The organism is Rhodococcus olei (assembly GCF_039540555.1).
Classification (GTDB): Bacteria; Actinomycetota; Actinomycetes; order Mycobacteriales; family Mycobacteriaceae; genus Rhodococcus_G; species Rhodococcus_G olei.
Map to the genome: position 1 here is coordinate 130,271 of NZ_BAABFB010000017.1, position 25,938 is coordinate 156,208.

General features: G+C 71.4%; 25 protein-coding genes and 1 pseudogene. 16 read left to right on the forward strand and 10 right to left on the reverse strand.

Annotation, left to right across the window (positions count from 1 at the left end; translation table 11 throughout):
* Positions 1-90: 90 nt before the first annotated feature.
* The 3 genes from ABD951_RS02965 to ABD951_RS02975 are packed head-to-tail and all read left to right on the forward strand — an operon-like array spanning position 91 to position 2,986.
* Positions 91-1,173, forward strand: coding sequence for a phosphotransferase family protein (locus ABD951_RS02965; protein WP_345341961.1), 1,083 nt, complete (start codon positions 91-93; stop codon positions 1,171-1,173).
* Positions 1,170-2,255, forward strand: coding sequence for a TIGR03857 family LLM class F420-dependent oxidoreductase (locus ABD951_RS02970; RefSeq protein ID WP_345341963.1), 1,086 nt, complete (start codon positions 1,170-1,172; stop codon positions 2,253-2,255). Before ABD951_RS02965 ends, ABD951_RS02970 begins: the two co-directional genes overlap by 4 nt.
* A 44-nt stretch (positions 2,256-2,299) precedes the next feature.
* A complete protein-coding gene (locus ABD951_RS02975) occupies positions 2,300-2,986 on the forward strand; it encodes a TetR/AcrR family transcriptional regulator (protein ID WP_345341966.1) in 687 nt (228 codons plus the stop codon).
* 2 nt (positions 2,987-2,988) lie between these two features.
* On the opposite strand, the gene ABD951_RS02980 is transcribed toward ABD951_RS02975, so the two are convergent.
* Positions 2,989-3,954, reverse strand: a complete 966-nt coding sequence (locus ABD951_RS02980; RefSeq protein ID WP_345341968.1) for a quinone oxidoreductase family protein — start codon at positions 3,952-3,954, stop codon at positions 2,989-2,991.
* Between the two features lie 33 nt (positions 3,955-3,987).
* On the opposite strand from ABD951_RS02980, the gene ABD951_RS02985 reads away from it, so the two are divergent.
* Entirely contained in the window at positions 3,988-4,353 is a 366-nt protein-coding gene (locus ABD951_RS02985) for a hypothetical protein (protein ID WP_345341970.1), read from the forward strand.
* An 82-nt stretch (positions 4,354-4,435) separates the two neighbouring features.
* Here the strand turns inward: ABD951_RS02985 and ABD951_RS02990 are convergent, their stop codons facing one another.
* The 6 genes from ABD951_RS02990 to mptB all read right to left on the reverse strand — a co-directional run bounded on the left by ABD951_RS02990 (position 4,436) and on the right by mptB (position 11,023).
* On the reverse strand, positions 4,436-4,921 hold the full coding sequence (locus ABD951_RS02990) for an SRPBCC family protein (protein WP_345341972.1): 486 nt from the start codon (positions 4,919-4,921) through the stop codon (positions 4,436-4,438).
* Positions 4,922-5,044: 123 nt separating this feature from the next.
* Positions 5,045-6,019, reverse strand: coding sequence for a COX15/CtaA family protein (locus tag ABD951_RS02995; protein ID WP_345341974.1), 975 nt, complete (start codon positions 6,017-6,019; stop codon positions 5,045-5,047).
* 51 nt (positions 6,020-6,070) lie between these two features.
* Positions 6,071-7,519 (reverse strand): hypothetical protein, encoded by a 1,449-nt coding sequence (locus tag ABD951_RS03000; RefSeq protein WP_345341976.1) that lies wholly within the window; start codon positions 7,517-7,519, stop codon positions 6,071-6,073.
* A gap of 89 nt (positions 7,520-7,608) precedes the next feature.
* Positions 7,609-8,409 (reverse strand): ABC transporter permease, encoded by an 801-nt coding sequence (locus ABD951_RS03005; RefSeq protein ID WP_345341978.1) that lies wholly within the window; start codon positions 8,407-8,409, stop codon positions 7,609-7,611.
* On the reverse strand, positions 8,406-9,344 hold the full coding sequence (locus ABD951_RS03010) for an ABC transporter ATP-binding protein (protein WP_345341980.1): 939 nt from the start codon (positions 9,342-9,344) through the stop codon (positions 8,406-8,408). The genes ABD951_RS03005 and ABD951_RS03010 overlap by 4 nt, the downstream gene beginning before the upstream one ends.
* Positions 9,341-11,023, reverse strand: a complete 1,683-nt coding sequence (gene mptB / locus ABD951_RS03015) for a polyprenol phosphomannose-dependent alpha 1,6 mannosyltransferase MptB (RefSeq protein ID WP_345342022.1) — start codon at positions 11,021-11,023, stop codon at positions 9,341-9,343. The genes ABD951_RS03010 and mptB overlap by 4 nt, the downstream gene beginning before the upstream one ends.
* Positions 11,024-11,168: 145 nt before the next feature.
* On the opposite strand from mptB, the gene ABD951_RS03020 reads away from it, so the two are divergent.
* The 9 genes from ABD951_RS03020 (at position 11,169) to ABD951_RS03060 (ending at position 19,495) form a co-directional block, all read left to right on the forward strand.
* Positions 11,169-11,966: a helix-turn-helix transcriptional regulator gene (locus ABD951_RS03020; protein WP_425569758.1), complete on the forward strand. Its 798-nt coding sequence runs from the start codon at positions 11,169-11,171 to the stop codon at positions 11,964-11,966.
* A gap of 91 nt (positions 11,967-12,057) precedes the next feature.
* Complete coding sequence (sufB, locus tag ABD951_RS03025) at positions 12,058-13,506, forward strand: Fe-S cluster assembly protein SufB (protein ID WP_345341983.1); 1,449 nt, start codon at positions 12,058-12,060, stop codon at positions 13,504-13,506.
* 26 nt (positions 13,507-13,532) lie between these two features.
* A complete protein-coding gene (gene sufD, locus ABD951_RS03030) occupies positions 13,533-14,726 on the forward strand; it encodes a Fe-S cluster assembly protein SufD (RefSeq protein WP_345341985.1) in 1,194 nt (397 codons plus the stop codon).
* A 54-nt stretch (positions 14,727-14,780) separates the two neighbouring features.
* Positions 14,781-15,587, forward strand: coding sequence for a Fe-S cluster assembly ATPase SufC (sufC, locus tag ABD951_RS03035; protein WP_345341987.1), 807 nt, complete (start codon positions 14,781-14,783; stop codon positions 15,585-15,587).
* A 4-nt stretch (positions 15,588-15,591) separates the two neighbouring features.
* Positions 15,592-16,887: a cysteine desulfurase gene (locus tag ABD951_RS03040; RefSeq protein ID WP_345341989.1), complete on the forward strand. Its 1,296-nt coding sequence runs from the start codon at positions 15,592-15,594 to the stop codon at positions 16,885-16,887.
* Position 16,888: 1 nt separating this feature from the next.
* Positions 16,889-17,398 carry a Fe-S cluster assembly sulfur transfer protein SufU gene (gene sufU, locus ABD951_RS03045; protein WP_345341991.1) on the forward strand — a complete coding sequence of 170 codons (510 nt, stop codon included), beginning with the start codon at positions 16,889-16,891 and terminating at the stop codon, positions 17,396-17,398.
* Positions 17,395-17,814: a metal-sulfur cluster assembly factor gene (locus tag ABD951_RS03050; protein WP_345341993.1), complete on the forward strand. Its 420-nt coding sequence runs from the start codon at positions 17,395-17,397 to the stop codon at positions 17,812-17,814. Before sufU ends, ABD951_RS03050 begins: the two co-directional genes overlap by 4 nt.
* Before the next feature lie 95 nt (positions 17,815-17,909).
* Positions 17,910-19,034 (forward strand): NAD(P)-dependent alcohol dehydrogenase, encoded by a 1,125-nt coding sequence (locus ABD951_RS03055; RefSeq protein ID WP_345341995.1) that lies wholly within the window; start codon positions 17,910-17,912, stop codon positions 19,032-19,034.
* Positions 19,031-19,495, forward strand: a complete 465-nt coding sequence (locus tag ABD951_RS03060; RefSeq protein ID WP_345341997.1) for a DUF4334 domain-containing protein — start codon at positions 19,031-19,033, stop codon at positions 19,493-19,495. Before ABD951_RS03055 ends, ABD951_RS03060 begins: the two co-directional genes overlap by 4 nt.
* Before the next feature lie 11 nt (positions 19,496-19,506).
* Here ABD951_RS03060 and ku read toward each other — a convergent pair.
* Positions 19,507-20,298, reverse strand: a pseudogene (gene ku, locus ABD951_RS03065) (non-homologous end joining protein Ku); the annotation flags it as partial.
* Positions 20,299-20,361: 63 nt separating this feature from the next.
* On the opposite strand from ku, the gene ligD reads away from it, so the two are divergent.
* Both ligD and ABD951_RS03075 read left to right on the forward strand, forming a co-directional pair.
* Positions 20,362-22,254 carry a non-homologous end-joining DNA ligase gene (gene ligD / locus ABD951_RS03070; protein WP_345342001.1) on the forward strand — a complete coding sequence of 631 codons (1,893 nt, stop codon included), beginning with the start codon at positions 20,362-20,364 and terminating at the stop codon, positions 22,252-22,254.
* A gap of 163 nt (positions 22,255-22,417) precedes the next feature.
* Positions 22,418-23,227: a metal-dependent hydrolase gene (locus ABD951_RS03075; RefSeq protein ID WP_345342003.1), complete on the forward strand. Its 810-nt coding sequence runs from the start codon at positions 22,418-22,420 to the stop codon at positions 23,225-23,227.
* Here ABD951_RS03075 and ABD951_RS03080 read toward each other — a convergent pair.
* The gene (locus ABD951_RS03080; RefSeq protein ID WP_345342005.1) at positions 23,190-24,224 is read right to left on the reverse strand and encodes a TIGR03617 family F420-dependent LLM class oxidoreductase; all 1,035 of its coding nucleotides are present in this window, start codon (positions 24,222-24,224) and stop codon (positions 23,190-23,192) included. The two genes, ABD951_RS03075 and ABD951_RS03080, sit on opposite strands and share 38 nt — an antisense overlap.
* Positions 24,221-25,357, reverse strand: a complete 1,137-nt coding sequence (locus ABD951_RS03085; RefSeq protein ID WP_345342007.1) for a lycopene cyclase family protein — start codon at positions 25,355-25,357, stop codon at positions 24,221-24,223. The genes ABD951_RS03080 and ABD951_RS03085 overlap by 4 nt, the downstream gene beginning before the upstream one ends.
* 85 nt (positions 25,358-25,442) lie before the next feature.
* On the opposite strand from ABD951_RS03085, the gene ABD951_RS03090 reads away from it, so the two are divergent.
* Positions 25,443-25,793 (forward strand): DUF1622 domain-containing protein, encoded by a 351-nt coding sequence (locus ABD951_RS03090; RefSeq protein WP_345342009.1) that lies wholly within the window; start codon positions 25,443-25,445, stop codon positions 25,791-25,793.
* Positions 25,794-25,938 lie beyond the last annotated feature (145 nt).

Genomic DNA, 25,938 nt, shown 5'->3' on the forward strand with positions numbered 1-25,938 from the left:
TCGTCGTTGTAACGCAGGTAACACTCGGGAGGAAATGTGACGCACGCCCAGCCGCCGGATGACATGAAGATGCAGCGAACGAGCCGGGACATGAGCGTCGTGCCGGCCGCCCTCGCCGGATGGCTCGCCACCAAGCTCCCCGAGGGCGCGGAGCCCACCGTCACCCTGCACTCCGGGATCGATGCCAACGGGATGTCCTCCGAGACCCTCGTCTTCGACGCGTCCTGGCGGGAGGGCGGCGAGGAGCGCACCGCCGAGTACGTGGCCCGGGTCGTACCGTCGGCCGAGGACTTCCCGGTTCTCGAGCACTACGCGCTGCAGGACCAGTACGACACGATGCGGATCATCGGCGAGTCGAGCGACGTCCCCGTGCCGAGCGTGGGCTTCATGGAGCCCACCGGCGACGTACTCGGGATGCCCTTCTTCCTGATGGATCGTCTCGACGGAGTCGTCCCACCCGACGTCATGCCGTACAACTTCGGCGGCAACTGGCTCTTCGACGCGTCCCCGGAGGATCAGCGGCGCCTGCAGGACAGCACGGTAAAGGCGCTCGCGGGCCTGCATGCGATCCCGGCGGCCGACGAGACCTTCGCCTTCCTCGACCCGCAGCAGCCCGGCGGCACCGCGTTGCAGCGCAACCTCGCGCGCACCCGCGCCTGGTACGAGTTCGCCGCCCGTGATCTCGAGCGATCACCGCTGATCGAGCGGGCCCTGAGCTGGCTCGAATCCACCCTGCCGGACACCACCGAGGCGGTGCTGACCTGGGGCGACGCCCGCCTCGGCAACGTGATGTACGTCGACTTCGAGCCGGTCGGGGTCCTGGACTGGGAGATGGCGAGCATCGGTCCACGCGAGCTGGACCTGTCCTGGCTGATCTTCGCGCACCAGGTCTTCGAGTCGATGACGACCCGCTTCGGCCTGCCCGGCATGCCCGACTTCATGCGCGAGGAGGATGTCGTGGCCCGGTACACCGAGCTCACCGGCTCCCCGATCGGCGACCTGCACTGGTACCACGTCCACAGCGCCGTCAACTGGGGCATCCTGTTCCTGCGCACCGGAGCGCGCGCCATCCACTTCGGCGAGGCCGAACGCCCCGACGACATCGAGTCCTTGATGCACCACAGACCGTTGTTCGAGAGCCTCGTCGACGGTCTGGACGTGGTGGCCCCGTGAGCGAGCAACTGAACGAACTCGGCTACTACGCCGTGACACGCCACCCGGCCGACGCACGGGTGCTCATCCCCGAGGCTCGCGCCGCGGAGGAGCTCGGCCTGGGCTCCTGCCACGTCGGGGAGCGATTCACCGTCAAGGACGCCGCGGTCCTGTCCGGCGCGCTGGCGGGCTGCACGACCACCCTGGGAATCGGCCCGTCGACCAACCATCACACCCGGCACCCGACCGTCACCGCGACCGTCGGATCGACGATGCACGCGCTCACCGAGGGGCGTTTTTCCCTGGCGTTCGGCCGGGGGATGGGTGCCTACTGGCAGGCCGTCGGCCTTCCGGTGGTGACCGAGGCCCGGCTGCGCGACTTCGTCGGCATCCTGCGTCGCCTGTGGGACGGCGAGACGATCCTGAACCACGACGGGCCGGCGGGGAAGTGGCCGGTGCTGCGCCACGTGAACGGACTCGAGGACTCCCCGCCCATCGGTTTCGTGGCGGTCGGCCCGAAGACGATGGAGCTGGCCGGTGAGATCGGCGACTTCGTCGTGTTGCACACCTTCTTCTCCGACGAGGCGACGGTCGCGTCCGTCGAGGCCGTGCGGCGCGGCGCCGAGCGGGCGGGCAAGGACCCCGACAGCGTCCGGATCTGGGCCTGTCTGGCGACGGTCAGCGACACCCTCGCAGAGGAGGACCGCCTGCGCCGCCGGGCCGGGCGGCTCGTGACCTACCTGCAGGCCTATGCCGACGTCCTGATCCGGGTGAACGGCTGGGACCCCGCCGTGTGGGAGCGGATGCGCCGGACCGAGCTCTTCCTGAACGCGGCCGCCGCGGGCCCCGTCGACGCCAGCGCATCGGTCGAGACGCTGGAGCAGCTCGCCGCGATGATGCCCGACGACTGGCTCTCGTCGGCCGCGTCCGGATCGCCCGAGGACTGTGCGAAGACCGTCGCCCGGCAGTTCGACCTGGGCGTGCACTCGGTGATCATGCACGGGGCGAGCCCGCAGGAACTCGCGCCCGTCGTGGCGGCCTATCGCGCCGATCGACCGACGCTGCGCAGGGCGGTCGCGGCGAATCCGGGACGGTTCGCCTGAGCGGCCGTCGGTAGGCTGGGCGCGGTGCCGAGGATCCGCAGGTCATGACCGGAGAGTTCCCGCCCCAGGCGGCCCGTGCCCTGGAACGGTGGCGGGTGGCCGTCCCGACCCCGGTCACGACGTCGGCCGCCGGCACGAAGCTGAACAAGCGCGGCCTCGAGACCCGGGCGCGGCTGCTCGATGTGGCCATCGCCTGCCTGGCCGAGGGTGGCAGCGAGCCGGTCTCCGCGAACCGCGTCGCCAAGGAGGCCGGCGTCACCTGGGGCACGGTCCAGCACCAGTTCGGCGACCTGGACGGACTGTGGGTCGCCGTCGTCACCGAGATCCACACCCGCAGCTGGGTGGAGATCCCGGGACGGTGGCCGGCACGGAGCGGCTCGCTGCGGGAGCGGGTCGAGGAGGTCATCGACTCGGTGTGGACCTACCTCGACACGACCGAGGGCAGGGCCCTGACCGCGCTGCGCACCTGGCTGCCCCCGCGACCGTCGGACGTCGCCGCCGAGTACCCGCGGACGGCGGCGGCCTTCGCCGCCCGCGAGCACGACTGGATTCAGGGTTTCGACTACATGATGGAAGGCCTCGACCTCGACTCGGCGAAGCTGTACCAGGTGCGATGCCTGCTCCCGGCGGCGGTGCGAGGCCTGAGCAACGAGCGCCAGCTCGGCTTCACCTCGGAGCTCGATGTCGCCCGTCGGACGCTCGCCGAGGCCGTCGTGGCCTTCTTGACCTGAACTCAGGGCACCAGCACGATCGAGCCGGTGGTCCGGCGTGACTCCAGGTCACGGTGCGCCTGTGCGGCGTCCGCCAGCGGGTAGGTGGCGCCGACGCGGATCGTCAGCGTGCCGTTCGCGATCGCGGCGAACACCGAGCCCGACCGCCACCGCAGTTCGTCGCGGTCGCGGGTGTAGTGCGCGAGCGTCGGACGGGTCAGGAACAGCGATCCGCCGGTGTTGAGGCGCTGCGGATCGACCGGCGGTACCGGCCCGCTGGCCGCACCGAACAGCGCGAGCGTGCCCCGGATCCGCAGCGACGCCAGACTCGCCTCGAAGGTGTCGGCACCGACCCCGTCGTACACCGCGGCGACGCCCTCGCCGCCGGTCAGGGCGCGCACCCGGCCGGCCAGGTCGTCGCCGTAGCGCAGGACCTCCGCCGCGCCCGCCGCACGCGAGAGCGCCTCCTTCTCGTCGGTCGAGACCGTGGTGATCACCCGCACCCCGCGGGCGGTCGCGAGCTGGGTCAGGATCAGTCCGACCCCGCCCGCGCCGGCGTGCACGAGCACCGACTCGCCCGGCTGCGCCTCGTACACCGAGTGCAGCAGGTAATGGGCGGTCATGCCCTGCAGCAGCGCCGAGGCCGCCTGCGGGGCGGGCACGCCCGCAGGCACCGGCACCGCCTTCTCCGCAGGCACCACGACGAGTTCGGCGTAGCTCGACGGGGCGTCCGCCCAGGCCACCCGGTCGCCGACCCGGAGGCCGGCGACGTCGTCGCCGGCGGCGACGATCACGCCGGCACCCTCGCTGCCCGCGACGTACGGCAGATCCATCGGGTACGCGCCGGTCCGGCGATAGGTGTCGATGAAGTTGACGCCGACCGCCTCGGTGCGGACGAGCACGTCGTTCGGGCCCGGAACGGGGTCGGGAAGATCGGTGATCTGCAGGACGTCGGGGCCGCCGAACTCGGTCACGGTGATTGCGCGCATGGCGACGATTCTGCCCTCCCGTATCCTGGGCCCATGAGTGTGGACACCCAGGATTCCGGCGCCGCCGCCCCGACCGTCGCCGCGCCGCCCCGCGCCGTCACCGCGGTGCGCAACTTCGTCGCCGCCCACGGTGGCGCCGCGACCGCTGTCATCCAGCCGATCGGTCTCGACGGCGTCCGGATCACCCTCGTCGGTGCCGACGGCGTCCTCGGCGACCAGGTGGTCGAGGACATTGCGACCGCGGACGCCGTCGTCGCCCAGGTCGAGGGCGTCACCACCTCGGGGTGGGAGCGCAGCGTCACCAGCGTCGTGACCCCGCGAGTCGGGCACTGGCAGAAGATGGCCGGCTGGGTCGCCAAGCAGACCCGCTTCCCGAAGGCGCGGAACGGGCTCGGCTGAGCGCTCGTCGCCTCACGAACGCATCGGGCCGGCTCACCATCGATGGTGAGCCGGCCCGATTTTCGTGTCCGGTGACGCGTGGTCAGCCGGCGAGTTGCTCGAGCACGGCCAGGTTGGCGGTCATCGAGTCCCGCCACACCGACATCCGGTGGTCGAGGATCGCGGCCTCCGTGTCCGGGTGCTGGTCGATGAAGTCGGACAGCGGCGAACGCCCGGTGCCCACCTTCGCCCACTGCCGGACCAGAGCGCGGTCGCCGTCGGCGTCGACCTCGAAGCCCCACAGCGAGATGGGCGCGTCCGCCGGGCCGACCCGCCACACCCAGCGCCGGCCGTCCTCGACCTCGACGATCTCCGGCTCGGTGTGCCACTCGCCCTGCGCGCTGGCGTTGTGGCCGCGGAACCGGGCGCCGACCGCGACCTCGGTCGCACCGTCCAGCCACTCCGCCCGCTGCAGCTCCCCGTCCGCGCGGGTGGGTAGTTCGATGTCGGCGACCAGTGCCCAGGCCCGCTCCGGGCTGCAGGTCAGACGTGCGGTGACCTCGACGGTCGGGGTGTCGCGCAGACGCATGGCGGCTCCTTCGTTCTCGTTCGGCGTGCGGCGGTGGTGCCGTGCCGAATGGTATGCGGAGTGCGCGAGGGGACCTCGCCTGCGGTGAGGTGTGTCCGGGCTCTCGCCCGGTGTCGGGTGCGTTCAGGCGGACGTGACGGCGGGGGAGTCCGCGGTCGACGGTGCCGTCTCCCGGACCCGGCCCGCGCCGTAGAGCGCCGCGGTGGCGGCCGTGCATGCCGCCGCCAGGGCGACGTGGATCGTGACGAGCACGGCGGGCACGTGGGTCCAGAACTGCACGAGTCCGACGCACGCCTGCGCGACGACCAACGCGATGACCACCTTCAGGCGCAGCGTCACCGACGCCCGCGCCCCGACCGCGTACAGGCCGAAGCCGAGCCCGACCAGCAGCGCCAGGTAGCCGACGAGCAGTTCGGCGTGCAGGTGCACGAGGTTCGTGATGTCGAGCTCGAGCCGTTCGACGGTCCGCTCCGGGCTCTTGTCGCCGGCGTGCGGGCCGGCGCCGGTCACCATCGTGCCCGCGACCAGGGTCGCGGCGAGCATCACGCCGGTCAGCGCGGTCAGCCTGCGCAGCTGCTTCGGCACCGTGATCACGTCGACGCCGTCGTCGGGCTGGTCGATCTTGTGGTACAGCAGGACCGACAGCCACACCATCGCCATCGACACCAGCAGGTGCACCGCGACGGTCCACCAGAGCAGGCCCGTGAGGACGGTGATGCCGCCGATCACCGCCTGCAGCACCGTCGACAGCGGCATCAGCCACGCGTAGACGAGCACCTCGCGCCGTCGGGAGGCGCGGGTAACGGCGAGCACCGCCGCGGCGGCCGTCGCGATGACGAGGAACGTGAGCAGCCGATTCCCGAACTCGACGGCCTGATGGAACGCGGGCGCGGTCGACGACGCGGTCGGGACGAAGCTGCCCGGATAGCACTGCGGCCAGGTGGTGCACCCGAGCCCGGAGGAGGTGACGCGGACGACCGAACCGGTCACCGCGATGCCGCCCTGGCTCAGGATCACCGCGAAGGCGATCCACTTCTGCACCGCCAGTGACGGCAGCGGCAGACGGTTGACCAGGCTCACAAACCCGCGATACAGCACGGTTCCGATCGTAGAGCCCGGTCCACTACAGGCCGTCGTTGGGGCGGTCGATCAGCTGCCCGAGCTGCCGAGATCGCCCAGGCTGCCCGAGCCGCCGCCGGCGCGGACCCGCTGGACGCCGGTGATCGTGCCCTGTAGGTAGTCGCCGCGCGAGGTGATCAGCGCGGACATCTGGAGGGTGTCGTTCGCGGTCGTCGCACCCATGCCGGTCTTGCGCAGGACCGCGCCGGTGGCCGGGTCGATCGCCGCGAACGCGTATCCGTCGAGGGGAGTCGTGGTCGCCGCCCCTTCCCGCAGGACCGTGTAGAGCAGGCCGTCGGCGGTCGACAGGTGGGGCACCGCCGAGCTGCGCAGCGCGGTGTCCCAGACCACGTGGCAGCCGGTGCCGTCGAGATCCACCCGGGTCATCCCGCCGGTGAACGGGGCGCTCGCGGGCACCGCCGGGCCGGCGCCCTCGGGCACCTTCGGGTACGGGTAGCCGTAGGTGCCCGCGACGAACACCGAGTTGCCGACGCCGACGGGGGAGTTCTCGCTGCCCGGACCGCCGGAGGCGAGCACCGGGATCGAGCAGACCTGCTCACCGGTCGTCGCGCGACGGACGATCAGGTTGACCCGGGTGTCCGCGTTGTCGACGATCGCGACGTACTCGTGGCCGGTCGCCGGACCGAAGAACGTCGGCGTGGAGCCGGTGCCCCAGCTGAGCTGGCCGGGCTTGCGGGCGGAGCCGCGGTCGTAGTCGTGGCGCCAGTCGATCCGCGGGGTCCCGTCTGCGGCCAGGGACAGCTGGTAGAGCGCGTGTGTGGTCGCGACCGACACCCCGTCGGGGGAGCTGGAGATGCTGTTCTGCACCTGCTCGCCTGCCGGTACCCGGACCGTCTTCGCGACACCCGCGGCGTCGACCGCGCCGATGACACCGGCGCCCGTCGCGAACCAGACGTTGCCCGCCCAGTCGGGGACGAGTCCGGTGACGGCGTCCCCGTCCGGCACCGCGCCGGACAGGTCGACGGTGGAGTCGACGAACAGCCGGTCGGCGGTGTGGCCGATCCGCTGAAGCTTGCGGTCGCCGTCGACCGCGACGAGGCGGTTTCGGTCGTCGAGGAAGGCGTACACGCCGCCGAGGAGGCTGCCCTTGGCCAGGGGCAGGGACGCGACGGACTTCGACGCGTCGGCGTCGAACAGGTGCACGGTCGGCGTCTGGCCGGCGATCGCGGTGCACAGGGCGACGACCAGGCCGTCGGAGCCCTGCAGCAGCGTCGGGCACGCGGACAGCAGCGGGATGCCGGTGACCCCGACCTCGCCGGCGCCCGGTCCGGCCAGGCGTGTCGCGTCGGACGATCCGGCGTCGCCGTGCATGGTCGCGGTGCCGACCGGTCCCAGGTGCGGGTTCGGCGGGGCGAGCGGGCCCCACGGGCCCTGGGCGGCGGCAGTACCCCCGCCGAGGGTGCAGGCGAGGGCGACGGCGGATGCGACGGTGAATGCGCGCGCGGAGGTGGTCGGCATGGTGAGCGAGTGTGCCCCGAAATTGCGGGAAATGTTTCGGTTCGGCACGGAATGTTCGTCCGTGTCGGGAGGCGCCGCCCGGTCGGAAATCAGGTGAACTTGAAGGTCCTGGTCGCGAGCCACGCCGCGCCGGCGCCCCACACGGCCATCACCGCGAGCGCGAACGGGTCGACCGACCCGGTCAGTGCGTGGTCCAGTGCCTCGGCGAACGCGCCGGACGGGATCAGCCGCGCCGCGGTGTGCAGGGGACCCGGAATCGAGTCACCGCCGAACACGACGGAGCCGACACCGGCCATCACGAACCACAGCACGTTGGCCAGCGCGAGGACGATCTCGGCGCGCAGGGTTCCGCCGAGCAGCAGCCCGAGGGCGACGAACATCGCGGTACCGAGCGCGATCACCACCGCGCCGAGGAGCAGGCCGAGGGCGCTCGGACGCCAGCCCAGTGCGACCCCGATCGCGCCGAGCAACACCATCTGCAACGCCACGACGATCACGACCGCGGCACTCTTGCCTGCGATGATGCCCCAGCGCGGGAGGGGGGTGGCACCGAGCCGCTTCAGCGCGCCGTAGCGGCGGTCGAACCCGACCGCGATCGCCTGACCGGTGAAGCCGGTCGACATCACCGCGACCATCATCACCGCAGGCATCACCCGGTTCACCCGCGGATCCCCGAGATCGCCGAACGGCAGCAACGTCAGTCCGATCAGCAGCGTGATCGGGATGAACATCGTCAGCAGCAGCTGCTCGCCGTTGCGCAGCAGCAGGGTCAGTTCGAGCTTCGTCTGCGCCGCGAGCATCGGCAGCGGAGCCGCGGGCCGCGGGTTCGGCGTGAACGTGCCGGGCGTGAAGCGGTTGTCGGCGAGGCGATCGGTGTGGGACATGCTCATCCCCGCAGCTCCCGTCCGGTCAGCTCGAGGAAGACGTCCTCGAGACGGCGTTGGTCGACCCGGAGCTCGGTGGCGAGCACGTCGAGGTCGGCGCACCAGGTGGTGACCGCGACGAGCACGGCCGGGTCGATGTCGCCGGCGACCTCGTAGGTGCCGGGCGACGGTTCGGTCGCGGTGAAGCCGTCCGGCAGCGCCGCCGTCAGACCGGTGAGGTCGAGGCGTTCGGGCGCGGTGAACTGCAGCCGCCCCGCGGCGCCGTGCCGGGTCAGTTCGCTGGGTGTGCCCTCGGCGACGATCCGGCCGTGGTCGATGATGACCAGCCGGTCGGCGAGGGCCTCGGCCTCGTCCATCAGGTGCGTGGTCAGCAGGACGGTGACGCCGTCGCGGCGCAGGGCGTCGATCAGTTCCCACACCATCAGCCGGGCCTGGGCGTCGAGGCCGGCGGTCGGTTCGTCGAGGAACACCAGCTCGGGGCGTCCGACCAGCGCGCAGGCCAACGCGAGCCGCTGCTGCTGGCCACCGGACAGGCGGCGGTAGGGGGTGCGGACGGCGTCGGCGAGTCCCAGTTCACGCAGCAGCCACTGCGGGTCGAGCGGGTTCGCGGAGTACGCGGCGACCAGGTCCAGCATCTCGCCGGCCTTGGAGCCCGGGTAGGCGCCGCCGCCCTGCAGCATGACGCCGATGCGGGCGCGGACCTCACCGGACGCGGCCACCGGGTCGAGTCCGAAGACGCGGACGGTTCCGCTGTCCGGCCGCTGGAAGCCCTCGCACATCTCGACGGTCGTGGTCTTGCCTGCGCCGTTCGGGCCGAGCAGGGCGAGCACCTGGCCCCGGTGCAGGGTCAGGTCGAGGCCGGCGACCGCGGTGGTGTCGCCGAACGCCTTCACCACACCGTCGAGCCGGAGCACGGGAGGTTCGGACAGGGAGGAACTCACGGGGTCTCAGCGTAGGCCCCGGGGGTCCGGTGCCCGCCCGTCGCCCCGCTGTTCGAGTTCCCGGTCTCCGTCCGCCACGGCAGCCGGTTGCGGGTGACGACGATGAACGTTCCGCAGACGAGGATCGTCGCGATCGCGGCCTGGACGATGATGAACGGCGGGTACTCGCCGCCGTTCGGCATCACGATCAGGCTGACCACCGACGAGAACGCGATCGCCGGAATGCGGAAGACCGGCCGGGTCGCCCACGCGGCCAGCGGGATGACCGCCCAGAGCAGATACCACGGCTGCACGACCGGGAACAGCAGCACCAGGACGCCGAGGGACACGCCCAGCGCGCCGATCGGGTGGATCCGCCCGACCAGGACGGCGATTAGCATCCGCAGCGCGACGAACGCCGCGGCGAGCGACGCGATCGGCCGGGTCAGGCTCAGCACCGCGGTGGTGTGGTCGCCGAGCCCGAGGAGCACCCCGGCCAGGCCGGTGCCCAGGCCGAGCAGGGTGGGCAGCGACATCCAGCTGCGCACCTCGTTCGCGGTGCCGAGCGTGTCCGGGTTGAGCCAGCCGAATCCGAGTCCGCTGAGCAGGCTGACCGCGAAGACGACGACGACCGTGACCGCCGTCAGCAGCGCGGCGGCGGCACACACCGCGCGGAACGTGCCGCCCCACCGGCGGGCCAGCGCCATGCCCAGGAAGCCGAGCGCGAGCAGGGTGGGGATCTTCACGGTCGCGGACAGCGCGATCAGGCCGGACCCGGCGAGGAGCAGGGCCAGGCTCCCGCCGCCCGCTGCGGTCCCGGGTATCCGGAACCGGATCGGGTCGGGGCCTTCCACCGCGCGCAGCGCGATCTCCATGCCGGCCAGCATCAGGCCGATCATCAGCGCCTCGTTGTGGATGCCGGCGACCAGGTGGAACAGCAGCAGCGGGTTGGCCGCCCCGAGCCAGAGGGCGGTGACGGCCGCGACACCGCAGCGCCGGGCCAGCCGCGGCAGCGCCCACACGATCAGCGCGACGCCGGCGAGCGCGAGCAGGCGGTGCAGGAAGATGCCGGCGACGATGTTGTCGCCGGTCAGGCCCGAGATGCCCTTGCCCAGCCAGATGAACAGCGGCCCGTAGGGGGCGGGGGTGTCGCGCCAGATCGTCGGCACGGTGCGGGTGAGAACGTCGTCGACCCCGAGCGCCTGCGCGGGTCCGATCGCGTAGGGGTCCAGTCCGCGGGCGGCGATCTCCGACTGGGCGAGGTAGGAGTACACGTCCTTGCTGAACATCGGCGGCGCGATGGTGAGCGGAATCACCCACAGCAGCAGGGTCCGGTCGAGCTGGGAGCGGGTCAACCGCCGGACCGGCGAGCCTTCCCGGAAGCTGCCGACCGCGAACCGTCCGAGCAGCAGCCAGGCGAGCACGACCATCGCGCTGCCGGTCATCGTCAGGGTCAGCGCGACGCTCGGCATCCGTGCGGGCAGGCCGAGGAAGCGCAGTCCCTGGACCGGGTTCTGCAGCACCGGCTGGGCGCCGGCGCCGAGGGCGCCGAGGGCCATGAGCAGGGCGCCGGTCGCGCCGAAGCGGCGGACGCCGCGCAGTTGGGCGGTCTCGCGGGCGTCGAGTCCCGGTGCCTCGGCCTCGTCGCCGTGCAGGCTCGAGACGACGAATCCGTCGTGGGGTCCGTCGAGTCCGAGGATGCGGCGAAGCCGTGCCCTGGACCGGTCGGCGAGCGAGTGGTGCTCGGTGGCGGTGGGCCCGGTTCTCGCGCTGTCACCGGACTCCGGTGTGTCGTCGGTCTGCGGCACAGCATGCAGCGTAGCGGTGTAACCGAGGGCACCCTTGGTGGACCGGGACGACGAATTCCGTCACACTGGTGTTGTGAAAACGGCAGCCACCCAGCCCGCTCGTGACGAAAGCGCAGGTCACACGCCTGACGCGGGGTCGCGTTCGCCGATGGGTGCCGTCACCGCGATGGGGCACGAGGGGCACACCCGGGCCGCCGTCGTGCAGTTGCTGCTCGAACAGGGGCCGATCACCGCGACCGAGATCGGCAGCCGCCTCGGTCTGAGCGCCGCCGGGGTGCGTCGCCACCTGGACGCGCTGATCGACGCCGGCGAGGCCCGGGCGACCCGCTCGGCGAGCTGGCAGCAGAAGGGCCGGGGACGGCCGGCCAAGCAGTTCCAGCTGACGGCCGTGGGCCGCTCCCGACTGGGGCACTCCTATGACGACCTCGCCGGCGCCGCGATGCGTCAGCTCCGGGAGATCGGCGGGGAGGCCGCGATCGTCGAGTTCGCCCGTCGCCGGGTCCAGACGATCGTCGCGGACATCGACCCCGCCCACGGCCACGACGCCGCGGAGGTGGAGCAGACCGCCGAGGCGATCGCCGACGCGTTCACGTCCGCCGGGTTCGCCGCGACCACCCGGCCGGTCGGCAACGGTGTCCAGCTCTGCCAGCATCACTGCCCGGTCTCGCACGTCGCGGCCGAGTTCCCCGAGCTGTGCGAGGCGGAGACACAGGCGTTCGCGGAGCTGCTCGGCACTCACGTCCAGCGGCTCGCGACGATCGCGAACGGGGACTGCGCGTGCACCACGCACGTGCCGCTGGTGCCGCCCGCCGCGTTGCACCAGGAAGCGACGTGACGCCCGCCGACATCGCCCCGCCCCAGCATTCCGACCCCTCGCCGGTGCCCAGCCCGCATCGGTACGCAACAAGACTCCGGAAGGAGCTCGCATGACCGTCACCCAAGACCAGGGACGCCCCGACCAGCAGACGTTGACGCAGGACGAGACCATCGCCTCGCTCGGACACTACGAGTACGGCTGGTCCGACTCCGACGTCGCGGGCGCGAGCGCGCAGCGTGGCCTGTCGGAGGCCGTCGTGCGGGACATCTCCGCGAAGAAGAACGAGCCGGAGTGGATGCTCGACATCCGCCTCAAGGCGCTGCGCACCTTCGACAAGAAGCCGATGCCGCACTGGGGCAGCAACCTCGACGGCATCGACTTCGAGAACATCAAGTACTTCGTGCGCTCGACCGAGAAGCAGGCGGAGTCCTGGGAGGATCTGCCCGAGGACATCAGGAACACCTACGACAAGCTGGGCATCCCGGAGGCGGAGAAGCAGCGCCTGGTCGCCGGTGTCGCCGCGCAGTACGAGTCCGAGGTGGTCTACCACCAGATCCGTGAGGACCTCGAGTCGCAGGGCGTGATCTTCCTCGACACCGACACCGGCCTGCGCGAGCACCCGGAGATCTTCAAGGAGTACTTCGGCTCCGTGATCCCGGCCGGCGACAACAAGTTCTCCGCGCTCAACACCGCGGTGTGGTCGGGTGGCTCGTTCATCTACGTGCCGCCGGGCGTGCACGTGGACATCCCGCTGCAGGCGTACTTCCGGATCAACACCGAGAACATGGGCCAGTTCGAGCGGACCCTGATCATCGTCGACGAGGGTGCCTCGGTGCACTACGTCGAGGGCTGCACGGCGCCGATCTACAAGTCCGACTCGCTGCACTCGGCGGTCGTCGAGATCATCGTCAAGAAGGGCGGCCACTGCCGCTACACGACGATCCAGAACTGGTCGAACAACGTCTACAACCTGGTCACCAAGCGCACCAAGGTCGACGCCGGCGGCTCGATGGAGTGGATCGACGGCAACATCGGCTCCAAGGTGACGATGAAGTACCCCGCCGTCTGGATGATGGGCGAGCACGCCCGCGGCGAGGTGCTCTCGGTCGCGTTCGCCGGTGAGGGCCAGCACCAGGACACCGGCGCGAAGATGCTGCACCTGGCGCCGCACACCTCCTCGACGATCGTGTCGAAGTCGGTGGCCCGCGGTGGCGGCCGCGCGTCGTACCGCGGTCTGGTGCAGGTCAACAAGGGGGCGCACGGGTCGAAGGCGACCGTCAAGTGCGACGCCCTGCTGGTCGACCAGATCTCCCGTTCCGACACCTACCCGTACGTCGACATCCGTGAGGACGACGTGTCGATGGGTCACGAGGCGACCGTCTCGAAGGTGTCCGACGACCAGTTGTTCTACCTGATGAGCCGCGGCCTCACCGAGGACGAGGCGATGGCGATGGTGGTGCGCGGCTTCGTCGAGCCGATCGCCAAGGAGCTGCCGATGGAATACGCCCTCGAGCTCAACCGCCTGATCGAACTGCAGATGGAAGGGGCCGTGGGTTAGTGGCCAACGCAAACGAGGCGACGGGCGTGAAGGCTGCCGTCGCCGGTGAGAACCCTGCCACGAACGCGCAGGCGGCGCCTGCCACCAACAAGGGCGAGGTCTTCACGTCGTTCGACGTGAACGCGTTCGAGGTGCCTGCCGGTCGCGACGAGGCGTGGCGGTTCACCCCGCTGCGCCGGCTGCGTGGCCTGCACGACGGCACCGCGGTCCGGTCCGGTGCCGCGACCGTCGAGGTGTCGGCCGCGGACGGTGTCACGGTGGAGACGGTCGGGCGGGACGACGCCCGGCTTGGGCAGGGTGGTGTCCCGGCGGATCGTGTTGCCGCGCAGGCCTACTCGGGCTTCGAGACCGCGACCGTCGTGACCGTCGGCGCCGAACGTGAGGTCGCCGGCGCGGTGAACGTCGTCGTGACCGGCCCCGGTGCGGGCCAGGTTGCCTACGGCCACATCCAGATTCGTCTCGAGGCCTTCGCCGTCGCCACGGTCGTGCTCGACCAGAAGGGCAGCGGAACCTACGCGGAGAACGTCGAGTTCGTGCTCGGCGACAGCGCGAAGCTGACCGTCGTCGCGGTCCAGGACTGGGCCGACGACGCCGTGCACGCGGCCGCGCACCACGCCCGGATCGGTCGCGACGCGACGCTGCGCTACACCGCGGTCACCCTCGGCGGCGACGTGGTGCGAGTGACCCCGACGGTCAAGTACGACGGACCCGGCGGCGACGTCGAGCTGCTCGGCCTGTACTTCGCGGATGCCGGCCAGTTCTTCGAGCACCGCCTGCTGGTGGATCACTCGCAGCCGCACTGCAAGTCGAACGTCGTGTACAAGGGCGCGCTGCAGGGTGAGGTGAGCGCCGACGCGCACAGGCACGACGCGCACACCGTGTGGGTCGGCGACGTGCTGATCCGTGCCGAGGCCGAGGGCACCGACACCTACGAGATGAACCGCAACCTGGTGCTGACCGACGGCGCCCGCGCGGATTCGGTCCCGAACCTCGAGATCGAGACCGGCGAGATCGTCGGCGCGGGCCACGCCAGCGCCACCGGCCGGTTCGACGACGAGCAGCTGTTCTACCTGCGCTCGCGGGGTATCCCGGAGGAGCAGGCCCGGCGACTGGTGGTCCGTGGCTTCTTCCACGAGATCATCGAGCGCATCGCCGTCCCGGAGGTGCGCGAGCGCCTCGAGGCGGCCATCGAGGTCGAGCTCGCCGCGGTCGGCGTCTGACTCCGGCCCGCCGAGACCGTCGCCGACACACACACTTTCAAAAGGACTTCTTCAATGACCACCGCTGAAACCCCCGCTCCCGAGACCTCCGTGCTCGAGATCAAGGACCTCCACGTCCGGGTCGCCCAGACCGACGAGAACGCCGAGCCGATCAACATCCTCAAGGGCGTGAACCTGACGGTGCGCTCCGGCGAGACGCACGCGATCATGGGCCCCAACGGCTCCGGCAAGTCGACGCTGTCGTACGCGATCGCCGGCCACCCCAAGTACGAGGTGACCTCCGGCAGCATCACCCTCGACGGCGAGGACGTGCTCGCGATGAGCGTCGACGAGCGGGCCCGCGCCGGCCTGTTCCTCGCGATGCAGTACCCGGTCGAGGTGCCGGGCGTGTCGATGTCGAACTTCCTGCGCACCGCCGCCACCGCCGTCCGCGGCGAGGCTCCCAAGCTGCGGCACTGGGTCAAGGAGGTCAAGGAGGCGATGACCGAGCTGGAGATCGATCCGGCGTTCGGCGAGCGTTCCGTCAACGAGGGCTTCTCCGGCGGCGAGAAGAAGCGCCACGAGATCCTCCAGCTGGGCCTGCTGCAGCCGAAGATCGCGATTCTCGACGAGACCGACTCCGGCCTCGACGTCGACGCGCTGCGGATCGTGTCCGAGGGCGTGAACCGCTACCAGGAGCGCGAGCACGGCGGCGTCCTGCTGATCACCCACTACACCCGCATCCTGCGCTACATCAAGCCGCAGTTCGTGCACGTGTTCGTCGGCGGCCAGGTCGTCGAGTCCGGCGGTGCGGAGCTGGCCGAGGAGCTCGAGGCCAACGGCTACGTGAAGTTCACGCAGGCCGCAGCGACGGGAGCCTGAGTCCATGACCACCCCGGTGACCGCGCTCGACGTGACCCGGATCCGGGCGGACTTCCCGATCCTGTCCCGGACGGTGCGGGACGGGAAGCCGTTGGTGTACCTGGACTCCGGGGCCACCTCGCAGCGGCCGGTGCAGGTGCTCGACGCCGAGCGCGAGTTCCTCGTCACCTCCAACGCGGCGGTGCACCGCGGGGCCCACCAGCTCGCCGAGGAGGCCACCGACGCGTACGAGGACGCCCGCGCGGCGATCGCCCGATTCGTCGGTGCGGAGCCGGACGAGCTGGCGTTCACGAAGAACGCGACCGAGGCGCTCAACGTGGTCACCTACGTGCTCGGCGACGACCGGTTCGACCGGCACGTCGGGCCCGGCGACGAGATCGTGATCACCGAGCTCGAGCACCACGCCAACCTGGTGCCGTGGCAGGAGCTGGCCCGGCGCACCGGCGCGACACTGCGCTGGTACGGCGTCACGGACGACGGCCGGATCGACCTGGACTCGCTGGCACTGACCGACGCGACCAAGGTCGTGGCGTTCACGCACCAGTCCAACGTGACCGGGGCGGTCGCGCCGGTCGAGGAGCTGGTGCGGCGGGCGCGTGCGGTCGGTGCGTTGGTGGTGCTCGACGCCTGCCAGTCGGTGCCGCACATGCCGGTGGACTTCCACCTGCTGGACGTCGACTACGCGGCGTTCTCCGGGCACAAGATGCTCGGCCCGTCGGGTGTCGGGGTGCTGTACGGCAAGCGGGAACTGCTGGCGGCGATGCCGCCGTTCATCACCGGCGGCTCGATGATCGAGACGGTCACGATGGAGTCGACCACCTACGCGGCGCCGCCGCAGCGGTTCGAGGCCGGGGTGCCGATGACGTCCCAGGTCGTCGGCCTCGGTGCGGCCGTGCGGTATCTCGAGGCGATCGGCATGGACGCGGTCGCCGCACACGAGCACGAGCTCACCGCGTTGGCGCTGCAGCTGCTCGGCGCGATCCCGGGAGTCCGGATCGTCGGCCCGACGACGGCGGAGAACCGCGGTGGCGCGGTCTCGTTCGTCGTCGACGGCATCCACGCCCACGACCTCGGTCAGGTCCTCGACGACGAGGGCGTCGCGATCCGGGTCGGGCACCACTGCGCGTGGCCGCTGCACCGCCGGCTCGGCGTCGCCGCGACAGCGCGGGCGTCGTTCGCGGTGTACAACACGGCCGACGAGGTGCACGCGCTGGCCGCCGCGATCAGGCGGGCGCAGGAGTTCTTCGGAACCCACGCGCCCCTCGACCATCACGACACGACCGTGGACGGAGCGTCCTGACATGCGGATGGAGCAGATGTACCAGGAGGTCATCCTGGACCACTACAAGCATCCGCACGGCCGCGGCCTGCGGGAGCCGTTCGGCGCCGAGGTGCATCACGTGAACCCGACCTGCGGGGACGAGATCACGCTGCGCGTCGCGATCACCGAGGACGGCCGGGTCGGCGACGTGTCCTACGACGGGCAGGGCTGTTCGATCAGCCAGGCCGCGACGTCGGTGCTCACCGACCAGGTGACCGGCATGGCGGTGCAGGACGCGCTCGACGTGGTCGCGGCGTTCGACGAGATGATCACCAGCCGCGGCACCGTCGAGGGCGACGAGGACGTGCTCGGCGACGGCATCGCGTTCGCGGGGGTCGCGAAGTACCCGGCTCGTGTGAAATGCGCCCTGCTGGGATGGATGGCGTTCAAGGACGCCGTTGTTCGAATAGTTGACACCGAGGACGCGGCAGCGGACTCGCATGCAGTCGGCAGCACGGTGCCGGCAGGGACCGGAGGATCCGCATCATGACCGACACCCAGGCGGGCACACCCGACGAGACGGCGGTGGCCGAGACCCCGGCCGCGGCGACCCCCGAGCAGCAGGCCGTGGTCGAGCTGACTGCCGAGCAGCAGGCCGTGGTGGACGACGTGGAGGAGGCGATGCGTGACGTCGTCGACCCCGAACTCGGCATCAACGTCGTCGATCTCGGCCTGGTCTACGGCATCGCGGTCGACGACGACCAGATCGCGACGATCGACATGACGCTGACGTCCGCGGCCTGCCCGTTGACCGACGTCATCGAGGAGCAGGCGCGCGGTGCGCTGGTCAAGAGCGGCCTCGTGGAGGAACTGAAGATCAACTGGGTCTGGATGCCGCCGTGGGGTCCGGACAAGATCACCGAGGACGGCCGCGAGCAGCTGCGCGCGCTCGGATTCACCGTCTAGGACCCGCAACCGCCGAACCCCGCCGAGCCCTGTGCCCGGCGGGGTTTCGTGTCTACACTGCCGATGAAAGTTAATCCGGATTCTCGGGGGTGCTGGTGGGCACACAGGCGCGGGCGGCGGTGCTGGGTGCGTTCGGGGAACCGTTCGAGATCCGGGACGTCGAGCTCGACGCGCTGCGTGCGCACGAGGTCCTGGTGCGCATCGTCGGTGCCGGGATCTGCCACACCGATCTGAGCGCCGCGGCAGGCGCGGTTCCGATCCCGGTGCCCGCGGTACTCGGGCACGAGGGAGCCGGGGTCGTCGAGGCGGTCGGCAGCGCGGTGGACACCGTGGCCCCCGGCGACCACGTGGTGCTCAGCTTCTCGGCCTGCCGGGCCTGCCGGAACTGCCGCGAGGGGCATCCCGCCTACTGCGAGCACTTCGCGGTCCGCAACCATTCCGGCCGGCGCCTAGACGGCACCACCACTCTGCACGTGGACGGTGCGGCCCTGCACGGCAACTGGTTCGGTCAGTCGTCGATGGCGACACACGCAGTCGCGCTGGACGTCGACGTGGTGCAGGTGGCGAACGATCTGCCGATCGCCCTGCTCGGCCCGCTGGGCTGCGGCATCCAGACCGGCGCCGGCACGGTGCTGCGGGTGCTGCGGCCCCGGGTCGGTGCCTCGCTGGTGATCTTCGGCGCCGGCGCGGTCGGTCTCGGTGCCGTGCTCGCGGCGGCCGTCGCCGAATGCGGAACCGTCGTCGTGGTGGACCCGCTGCCTGCCCGCCGGGAACTGGCCCGCTCGCTCGGCGCGACCGCCGTCCTCGACAGCGCCGAACCGGACCTGGCGCGCCGCGTGCGGGCCGTGGTCGGCGGCGGCGCCGACCACAGCATCGACACCGTCGGATCCGACGAGGTCCTGACCACGGCGGTGGCGGTGCTGCGGTCCCCGGGCAGCTGCGCGACGCTGGGGCTGCGCGGCCGTCACAACCCGGTGACGCTGGACCAGTCGGCGTTGCTGATGGGGCGCAGCGTCACCGGCGTGATCGAGGGTGACGCCGACCCGCAGCAGTTCATCCCCGAACTGATCGCGCTGTGGCGGGAGGGACGGTTCCCGTTCGACAAGCTGATCACGACCTTCGACTTCGACGACCTGCCCGCGGCACTGGACGCGCTGCGCGCCGGTTCCGTGGTCGAACCGGTACTCACCTTCACCCACCCCGACGAAAGGCGCGCATGAACCACCACGATCACGTCGAGTCCCTGCTCGCGGCGGACAGCGTCGATCCCCGCGAACTCGACCGGCTCTGGTCGCAGTTGCCCGTCGTGCGGATCGAGGAACTGTCGGGGCGGTGGCGTGGCCGCGGGTTCCGCACCGGGCACCGCACCGGCCGCCTTCTCGAGCGGACCCGCTGGTACGGCAAGACGTTCGGCTCCCGGTTCGACGTGCAGCCGCTGATCTGCCGCGGCGACGACGGCGAGCTGTTCTCGGACGTCGAATCCGGGCGCGGCGAGGCCGGCCTGTGGATGGTCGAGTTCCGCGGGGAGGTGACCGCGACGATGGTCTACGACGGGATGCCGGTGTTCGACCACTTCAAGCGGGTGGGAGCGGACACCCTGTTGGGCGTGATGAACGGCAAGGGCGTCCTCGACGACGGCGAACACTTCTGGTTCGTGCTCGACCGCGACGACGAGCGGTAGCCCGGTCAGCCGGTCTTCGCGGACTTCTTCGCCTCGTCGACGCTGCGCTGCAGCGCGGCGACCAGGTCCACGACCTCCGCGTCGGACTCGCGGGCGCCCACGGACGGCACGGTCACCTTCTCGCCGCCGTTCGCGATCGCGTCGTCGAGGAGTTTCTGCAGCTGGATCTGGTAGTCGTCGGTGTACGACTCCGGGTGGAAGTCCTCGGACATCGAGTCCACCAGCATGGTCGCCATCGCCAGTTCCTTCTCGGACGGTGCGACCCCCTCCTCGACGGGGCCGAAGTCCGCGGCACGGACCTCGTCGGGCCACAGCAGGGTCTGGACGACGAGGAGCCCGTCGCGGACCCGCAGCGCGGCCAGCCGGGTGCGTTGACGCAGCGTGAAGTGCACCAGCGCGGTGCGCTCACTGGACTCCAGCGTGGACGCGAGGAGGTTGTACGCCTTCGCGGACGCGGAGTCGGGTTCGAGGAAGTAGCTCTTCGCGAACAGGATCGGGTCGATCTGCTCGGACGGCACGAACTGCAGCACCGGGATCTCGTGCTTCTCCGCCGCCGGGAGCTTGTCGAAGTCCTCGTCGGTCAGCACGACCTGGGTGCCGTCCTCGGACACGTACGCCTTGTCGATGTCGGCGAACTGGACGACCTGGCCGCACTCGGAGCACACCCGGTTGTACCGGATCCGCCCGCCGTCCTTGCCGTGGACCTGGTGGAACCGGATGTCGTGGTCCTCGGTTGCGGAGTAGACCTTCACCGGGACGTTCACGAGACCGAACGCGATGGAGCCTTTCCATATCGACCGCATCACCCCATGATGGTCCATACTGTGGGATCCGGCCAGGTGGAGCGATCCGGTGGACTGATGCTGATGACGCACAACACGGCGGTACGCGTCGGAAACCGACGCCTGACACTGACGAATCTCGACAAGGTGCTGTACCCGGAGACCGGCACCACCAAGGCGGAGGTGCTGCAGTACGTCACCGAGATCGGGCCGGTGCTGCTGCCGCTGCTCGCGGGCCGGCCGCTCACCCGTAAACGCTGGCCCGACGGCACGTCCGCGCCGCCGTTCTTCCATAAGAACGTCGAGGCCGCGACTCCCGACTGGGTGCCGACCCACGTCCTGACGCAGGGTTCGCGGACCGTCGAGTACCCGGAGGTCACCGACCTGGCGGCGCTGGTGTACTTCGCGCAGTCGGGGGCGCTGGAATTCCATGTGCCGCAGTGGCGGTTCGCCCCCGACGGCACTCCGGCCGACCCGGACCGCCTCGTGATCGACCTCGACCCCGGTCCCGGTGTGACGCTCGACGAGTGCGCGCAGGTGGCGTTGCGCGTGCGTGAGCGGTTGCGTGACCGCGGCCTCGACGCCCTGCCGGTGACGAGCGGCAGCAAGGGGATTCACCTCTACGCCGGTCTGCCGCCGGGATGGCCGTCGCGGCGCTGCAGCGAGGTCGCGAAGGCGATCGCGACGGAACTCGAACGGCAGACGCCGGATTCGGTGACGGCGACGATGACGCGGGCTCGGCGAACCGGGAAGGTGTTCGTCGACTGGAGTCAGAATTCGGCGTCGAAGACCACCATCTCGCCGTACTCGCTGCGCGGGACCGCGCGACCGTTCGTGGCGGCGCCGCGGACCTGGGACGAGATCGCCGCCCCCGGCCTGACGCAGCTGGAGTTCGGCGACGTCCTGCGGCGGGTGCGGGCCGGGGTCGCGCCCGCCGTCGTTCCGGGGCCCGGTGCGGCACCGGAACCTCGCGGTGTCGCACCGGCCGCGCCGCCGGTGACGCCGATGCTGGCGACCGCGACCACGGTCGACCGGTTCGCCTCGCGCGCCGACCCGGCCGTGTGGGCGTTCGAGTACAAACTCGACGGGATCCGGGCGCTGGTGCACGTCTCCTCCGATGCCGGGTCGGAGTCGGTGCGGCTGATCAGCCGCAACGGCAACGACATGACCGCCACCTACCCGGAGCTCGCCGCCGTCCCGGCGGGCCTGCGCGGGCACTCCGGGATCCTCGACGGGGAGATCGTCGCGTTCGGCGCCGACGGGGCACCGAGTTTCGCGCGCCTGCAGCAGCGCATGGGCCGGACCCGGCCTCGGGAGGTGGCCGCGGCGGCGGCCCGGAACCCGGTGCGGTTGCTGCTGTTCGACCTCCTCGAACTCGACGGGACCGGGCTGGCAGGCAAACCGTACCGGGACCGGCGAACGGTCCTGTCCGCGATCCGGTTCGCCGCCGACGACACCTGGCAGGTCCCGGAGCCGGCGCCCGACGACCTCCACGAGGCGCTGGCGTCGAGCGCGGAGAACCACATGGAGGGGATCGTCGCGAAACGACGGGACTCGACGTACCGGCCGGGTCGCTCGCCGAACTGGGTGAAGATCAAGCACGTTCGCGTCGCGGAGGTGGTGATCGGGGGCTGGCAGCCGGGGGAGGGCGGCCGCACCGCGGGCATCGGGTCGCTGCTGGTCGGCGTCCCCGAGGGCGGTGGGCTGCGGTACGTCGGCAAGGTCGGCAGCGGGCTGACCGGCGCGGCCCTCGACGAACTGCGATCGCGGGCAACCGAACTGGCGACCGCCGAGTCTCCGTTCCACCCGCCGGTGCCCGAGGGCGACGCGCGCACGGCGCACTGGTTGCGCCCGGAACTGGTCGCCGAGGTGCGGTTCACCGAGGTGACCGACGACGGCCGGCTACGTCACCCGGTGTGGCGTGGACTGCGACCGGACAAGGGGCCCGACCAGGTGTTCCCGGAGGCGACGGGGTAGGGGCGGCGCGGCGCCAGCGGGACGGTCGCGAAGCCACGCGCGTGCTCTGGCTTGCCGCCCTGTCGGACGGTGTTGGTACATTCGGCCCGTAGTGTGCGGCTCGCTTCGGGCAGTGCTCTTTCCGTTCTGTCCGAAAGGTTTTCGCGTTCGTGATGATTCTGACATGGTGATGGGCGCGACCCATGCCGTCTCCGGTGCCGTCGCGGGTCTGCTCGCGGCCCAGGTGCTGCCGCCCGAGTGGGGTGGTCCGACGTCGACCGCGGAGGTGTTCACCTTCGCCGGTGTGTGCGCGGGGGCGGCCCTGCTGCCGGACCTCGACACCGCCCAGTCGACGGTGGCGCGGTCCTTCGGCCCGGCCAGCTGGGTGCTCGCCAAGGGGGTCGACGAGGTCTCGCTCTGGTACTACCGGCTCACCCGCGGTCGCCGCGACCCGAAACGCCGTGGCGGTCACCGAACGCTCACCCACACGGCGCTGTTCGCGGTCGCGATCAGCACCGCGGTGTCCGCGCTGATCGTCGCGTTCGGCCAACCCGCGATCATCGGCACCCTGTTCCTGACCCTCGGGTTGGCGCTGCGGGGTCTGGCCGGAGGGTGGGCGAAACGCAACGGCTGGATCGCGGTCACCGTCGCCGCCGCGGTGCTGTCGGTGCTGACCTGGCGCTGGTATCCCGACGAGGTGGGTTCGCGGGCCCTCGGCGTCGCGGTCGGGCTCGGGTGCGCGGTGCACTGCCTCGGCGACGCGATCACCAAGGAGGGGGTGCCGTTCCTGGCCCCGTTCGTGCCGTGGCGGGGACGGCGCTGGTGGGAGTTTCAGCTGCCGTCGATGCTGTCGATCCGCGCCGGCGGGACGTTCGAACGCGCGATCCTCGGCCCACTGCTCACCCTCGCCGCGGTCGGGTTGGCGCTGTGGGCGATCGAGGGTGTCCCCGCCGCCGTCACGGACGCGTTGGGGGAGTGGCAGGCGCTGCGCTGAGGGCGGTCACCAGGTCGCGCACATGGCCGAGATCGACGTCGTAGCCCGGGAAGTAACAGCACACCCGGTCGGCATGCTCGCCGAAGCGGCGGACGATCTCGGCCGCGCACTGCTCCGGCGTGCCGCGGACGGCGAGGGTGTCGACCATCGTGTCGTCGACCATCGCGATCATCTCGGCCACCGCACCACGTTTCGACAGCGCGTTGAGCGGCTCCTGCACGTGGGACCACCCCTCCACCTCGAGCACCGGACGGTAGGCCGGCGTGGAGCCGTAGAACGCGAGCAGCGCCCGCACCCCGGTCGTCGCGGCGGCGAGTTCGGTGTCGGTGCGACCGGTCGCCACGATCACCTGCGGCACGATCTCGAAGTCGGCGCGGGACCGGCCGGAGCCGTCCAGGCCCCGCTCCACCGCGGGCAGGGTGCGCTCGCGGAAGTGGCGGCCGCTGTTGAACGGCATCACCAGCAGCCCGTCGGCGACCTCGGCGGCGGTGCGGGTCATGACCGGCCCCAGCGCGCCGAGCAGGATCGGCGGCCGCCCGTACGGGTTCGGCCCGGGCACGAACGTCGGCGGCATCAGGGTGTGGGTGTGGAACTCGCCGCGAAAGTCCAACCGCGACCCGTTCTCCCAGGCGTCGAGGATGGCACGGACCGCCAGGACGGTCTCCCGCATCCGGGCGGCCGGACGCGACCACGCAGCCGAGTAGCGCTTCTCGATGTGCGGTCGGATCTGGGACCCGAGGCCGAGCCGGAACCGGCCGCGGGACAGGGCCTGCAGGTCCCAGGCGGCGTGCGCGAGGTGCATCGGACTGCGCGGCAGTGCGATGGCGACATTGGTGGTCAGATCCACGTCGACGACCGGCGCGGCCGCGACGAGGGGGAAGAACACGTCGTGCGGGCCCTCGAAGGTGAACAGTCCCGCGGCGCCGGTCGCGGCGAGGTCGACCGCGCGGGCGGCGGCGTCGGCGGGCGCGGCGTCGAGCTGGATCTCGACCTTCATCGGTGTCCTCTCCCCGGGTGCAGTGCGGCGCCGATCAGTGTGCGCCGCACCGGCATCGGCGCGTGGCGAAACAGCGTCCACATCGCCGCCGCGACCCCCGCCGGGTCGGAGCGGTCGGACAGGTAGGCCCGCTGGAGCGGAGCGGGCAGCGCGAAGAAGTCGTCGAAGAACCCGTCGACCCGCGCCGGGGGCAGGGCCAGCAGCGCCCGCAGCCCGATGCCGCGCAGGGTCCGCACCACGCGAGCGGATCGGGGCCACAGTGCGTCCCGCGGGTCGCGGCCGTCGCACAGGGCGTCGACGACAGCATCGGCGGCGGACAGCGACGCGGCGACGCTGTACCCCGTCCCCGGGTGGGCGAGCCCGCCGCGGGCGCCGAACGCGAGCGGGCCGTGCCTGCGCCGCGGTGCCTCGATCGGGAAGCGGACGCGCTCGACGACGGCATCGCCGGGTACCTGCACGCCCCGCGCGGACAGGCGGGCCAGGAGCCGTTCGCGCAGCGCCGGCAGCGACAATGCGGGCCGCCCGACCAGACACGTCTCCTCGAGCAGCACCCGGCCGTCGTCGACCGGCACCGCGTACAGGAACGACGGCGCCTGGTGCGGGCCGGCGCCGTTGTCGCGGCGCCAGTCCATGAACAGTGCGGCGGCACCGCCGAGCGCCGGTGCGGCGACGTCGCGCGGCACGATCAGCCCGAACGCGGTCTGCTCGGCGAGGGCGGACCCGACGGGGAGACCGCGGGCGTCGACGACCGTGCGGGCGCGCACCACTGCGCCGGCGCCGAGAGCGACGGTGCGGCCGGTGACCTGCCGGGCCCGACCGGTGACGACGCGGACCCCGGCGAGGTCGAGGCGGGCCCGCAGGGCGGTGTTGTCGAACACCGCGTACTCCCGGTCGACGGTCCGCGGCTGCCGCGTCCACACGGTCGGGCCCGGCACCCGGGCGGCGAGGACGCGGTCGCCGAGCCACGGCGGCACCTCGTCCACCCAGGTCGCGTAGGTCGGTGCCCATCGTCGGGCGGGAGCCGGATCGACCGCGACCACGTCCAGGCCCGCGGCGGCGGCGCGGTGCGCGAGCGCCCGCCCGGCCGGACCCAGCCCGACGACCGCCAGGTCGGGGACACCGCCGTCGCTCATGGGCCTGCACGTTAGCCGAGTTCGCCACGCCGGAAGGCCGTGAACCTGCGACGCTGTCGGTAGTCGATCGGGAAGGCAGGCCAGGATGCACCTCGAGTCCGTCATCTCCGCAGTCGGGTCCGTCGTGGACATCGTCGGGGTGGCCGTGATCGTCGTCGGTGCGGTGGTTGCGAGCTGGATTGCGTTGTCCGACCGACGAACCGTGCCGGGAGCGCCGGTGTACGAGAGGTACCGGAGCAACCTCGGCCGCTCGATCCTGCTGGGCCTCGAGTTCCTCGTCGCCGCCGACATCATCAAGACGGTCGCCGTCACGCCGACGTTCACGTCGGTCGGAGTGCTTGCGCTGATCGTGCTGATCCGGACCTTCCTGAGCTGGTCCCTGCAGCTCGAGATCACCGGTCGCTGGCCGTGGCAGGGGGATCGGGCGTCGCGATGAGCGTCACAGTCGTCGTGGGCGGACCCCGGCGGGGATCTGTCCGAATCTCCGGTAAGCTGGCTCGTCGTGATTACCGCCACCGACCTCGAAGTTCGTGCCGGTGTGCGAACCCTCCTCTCGGCACCCGGATCCGCCCTGCGCGTGC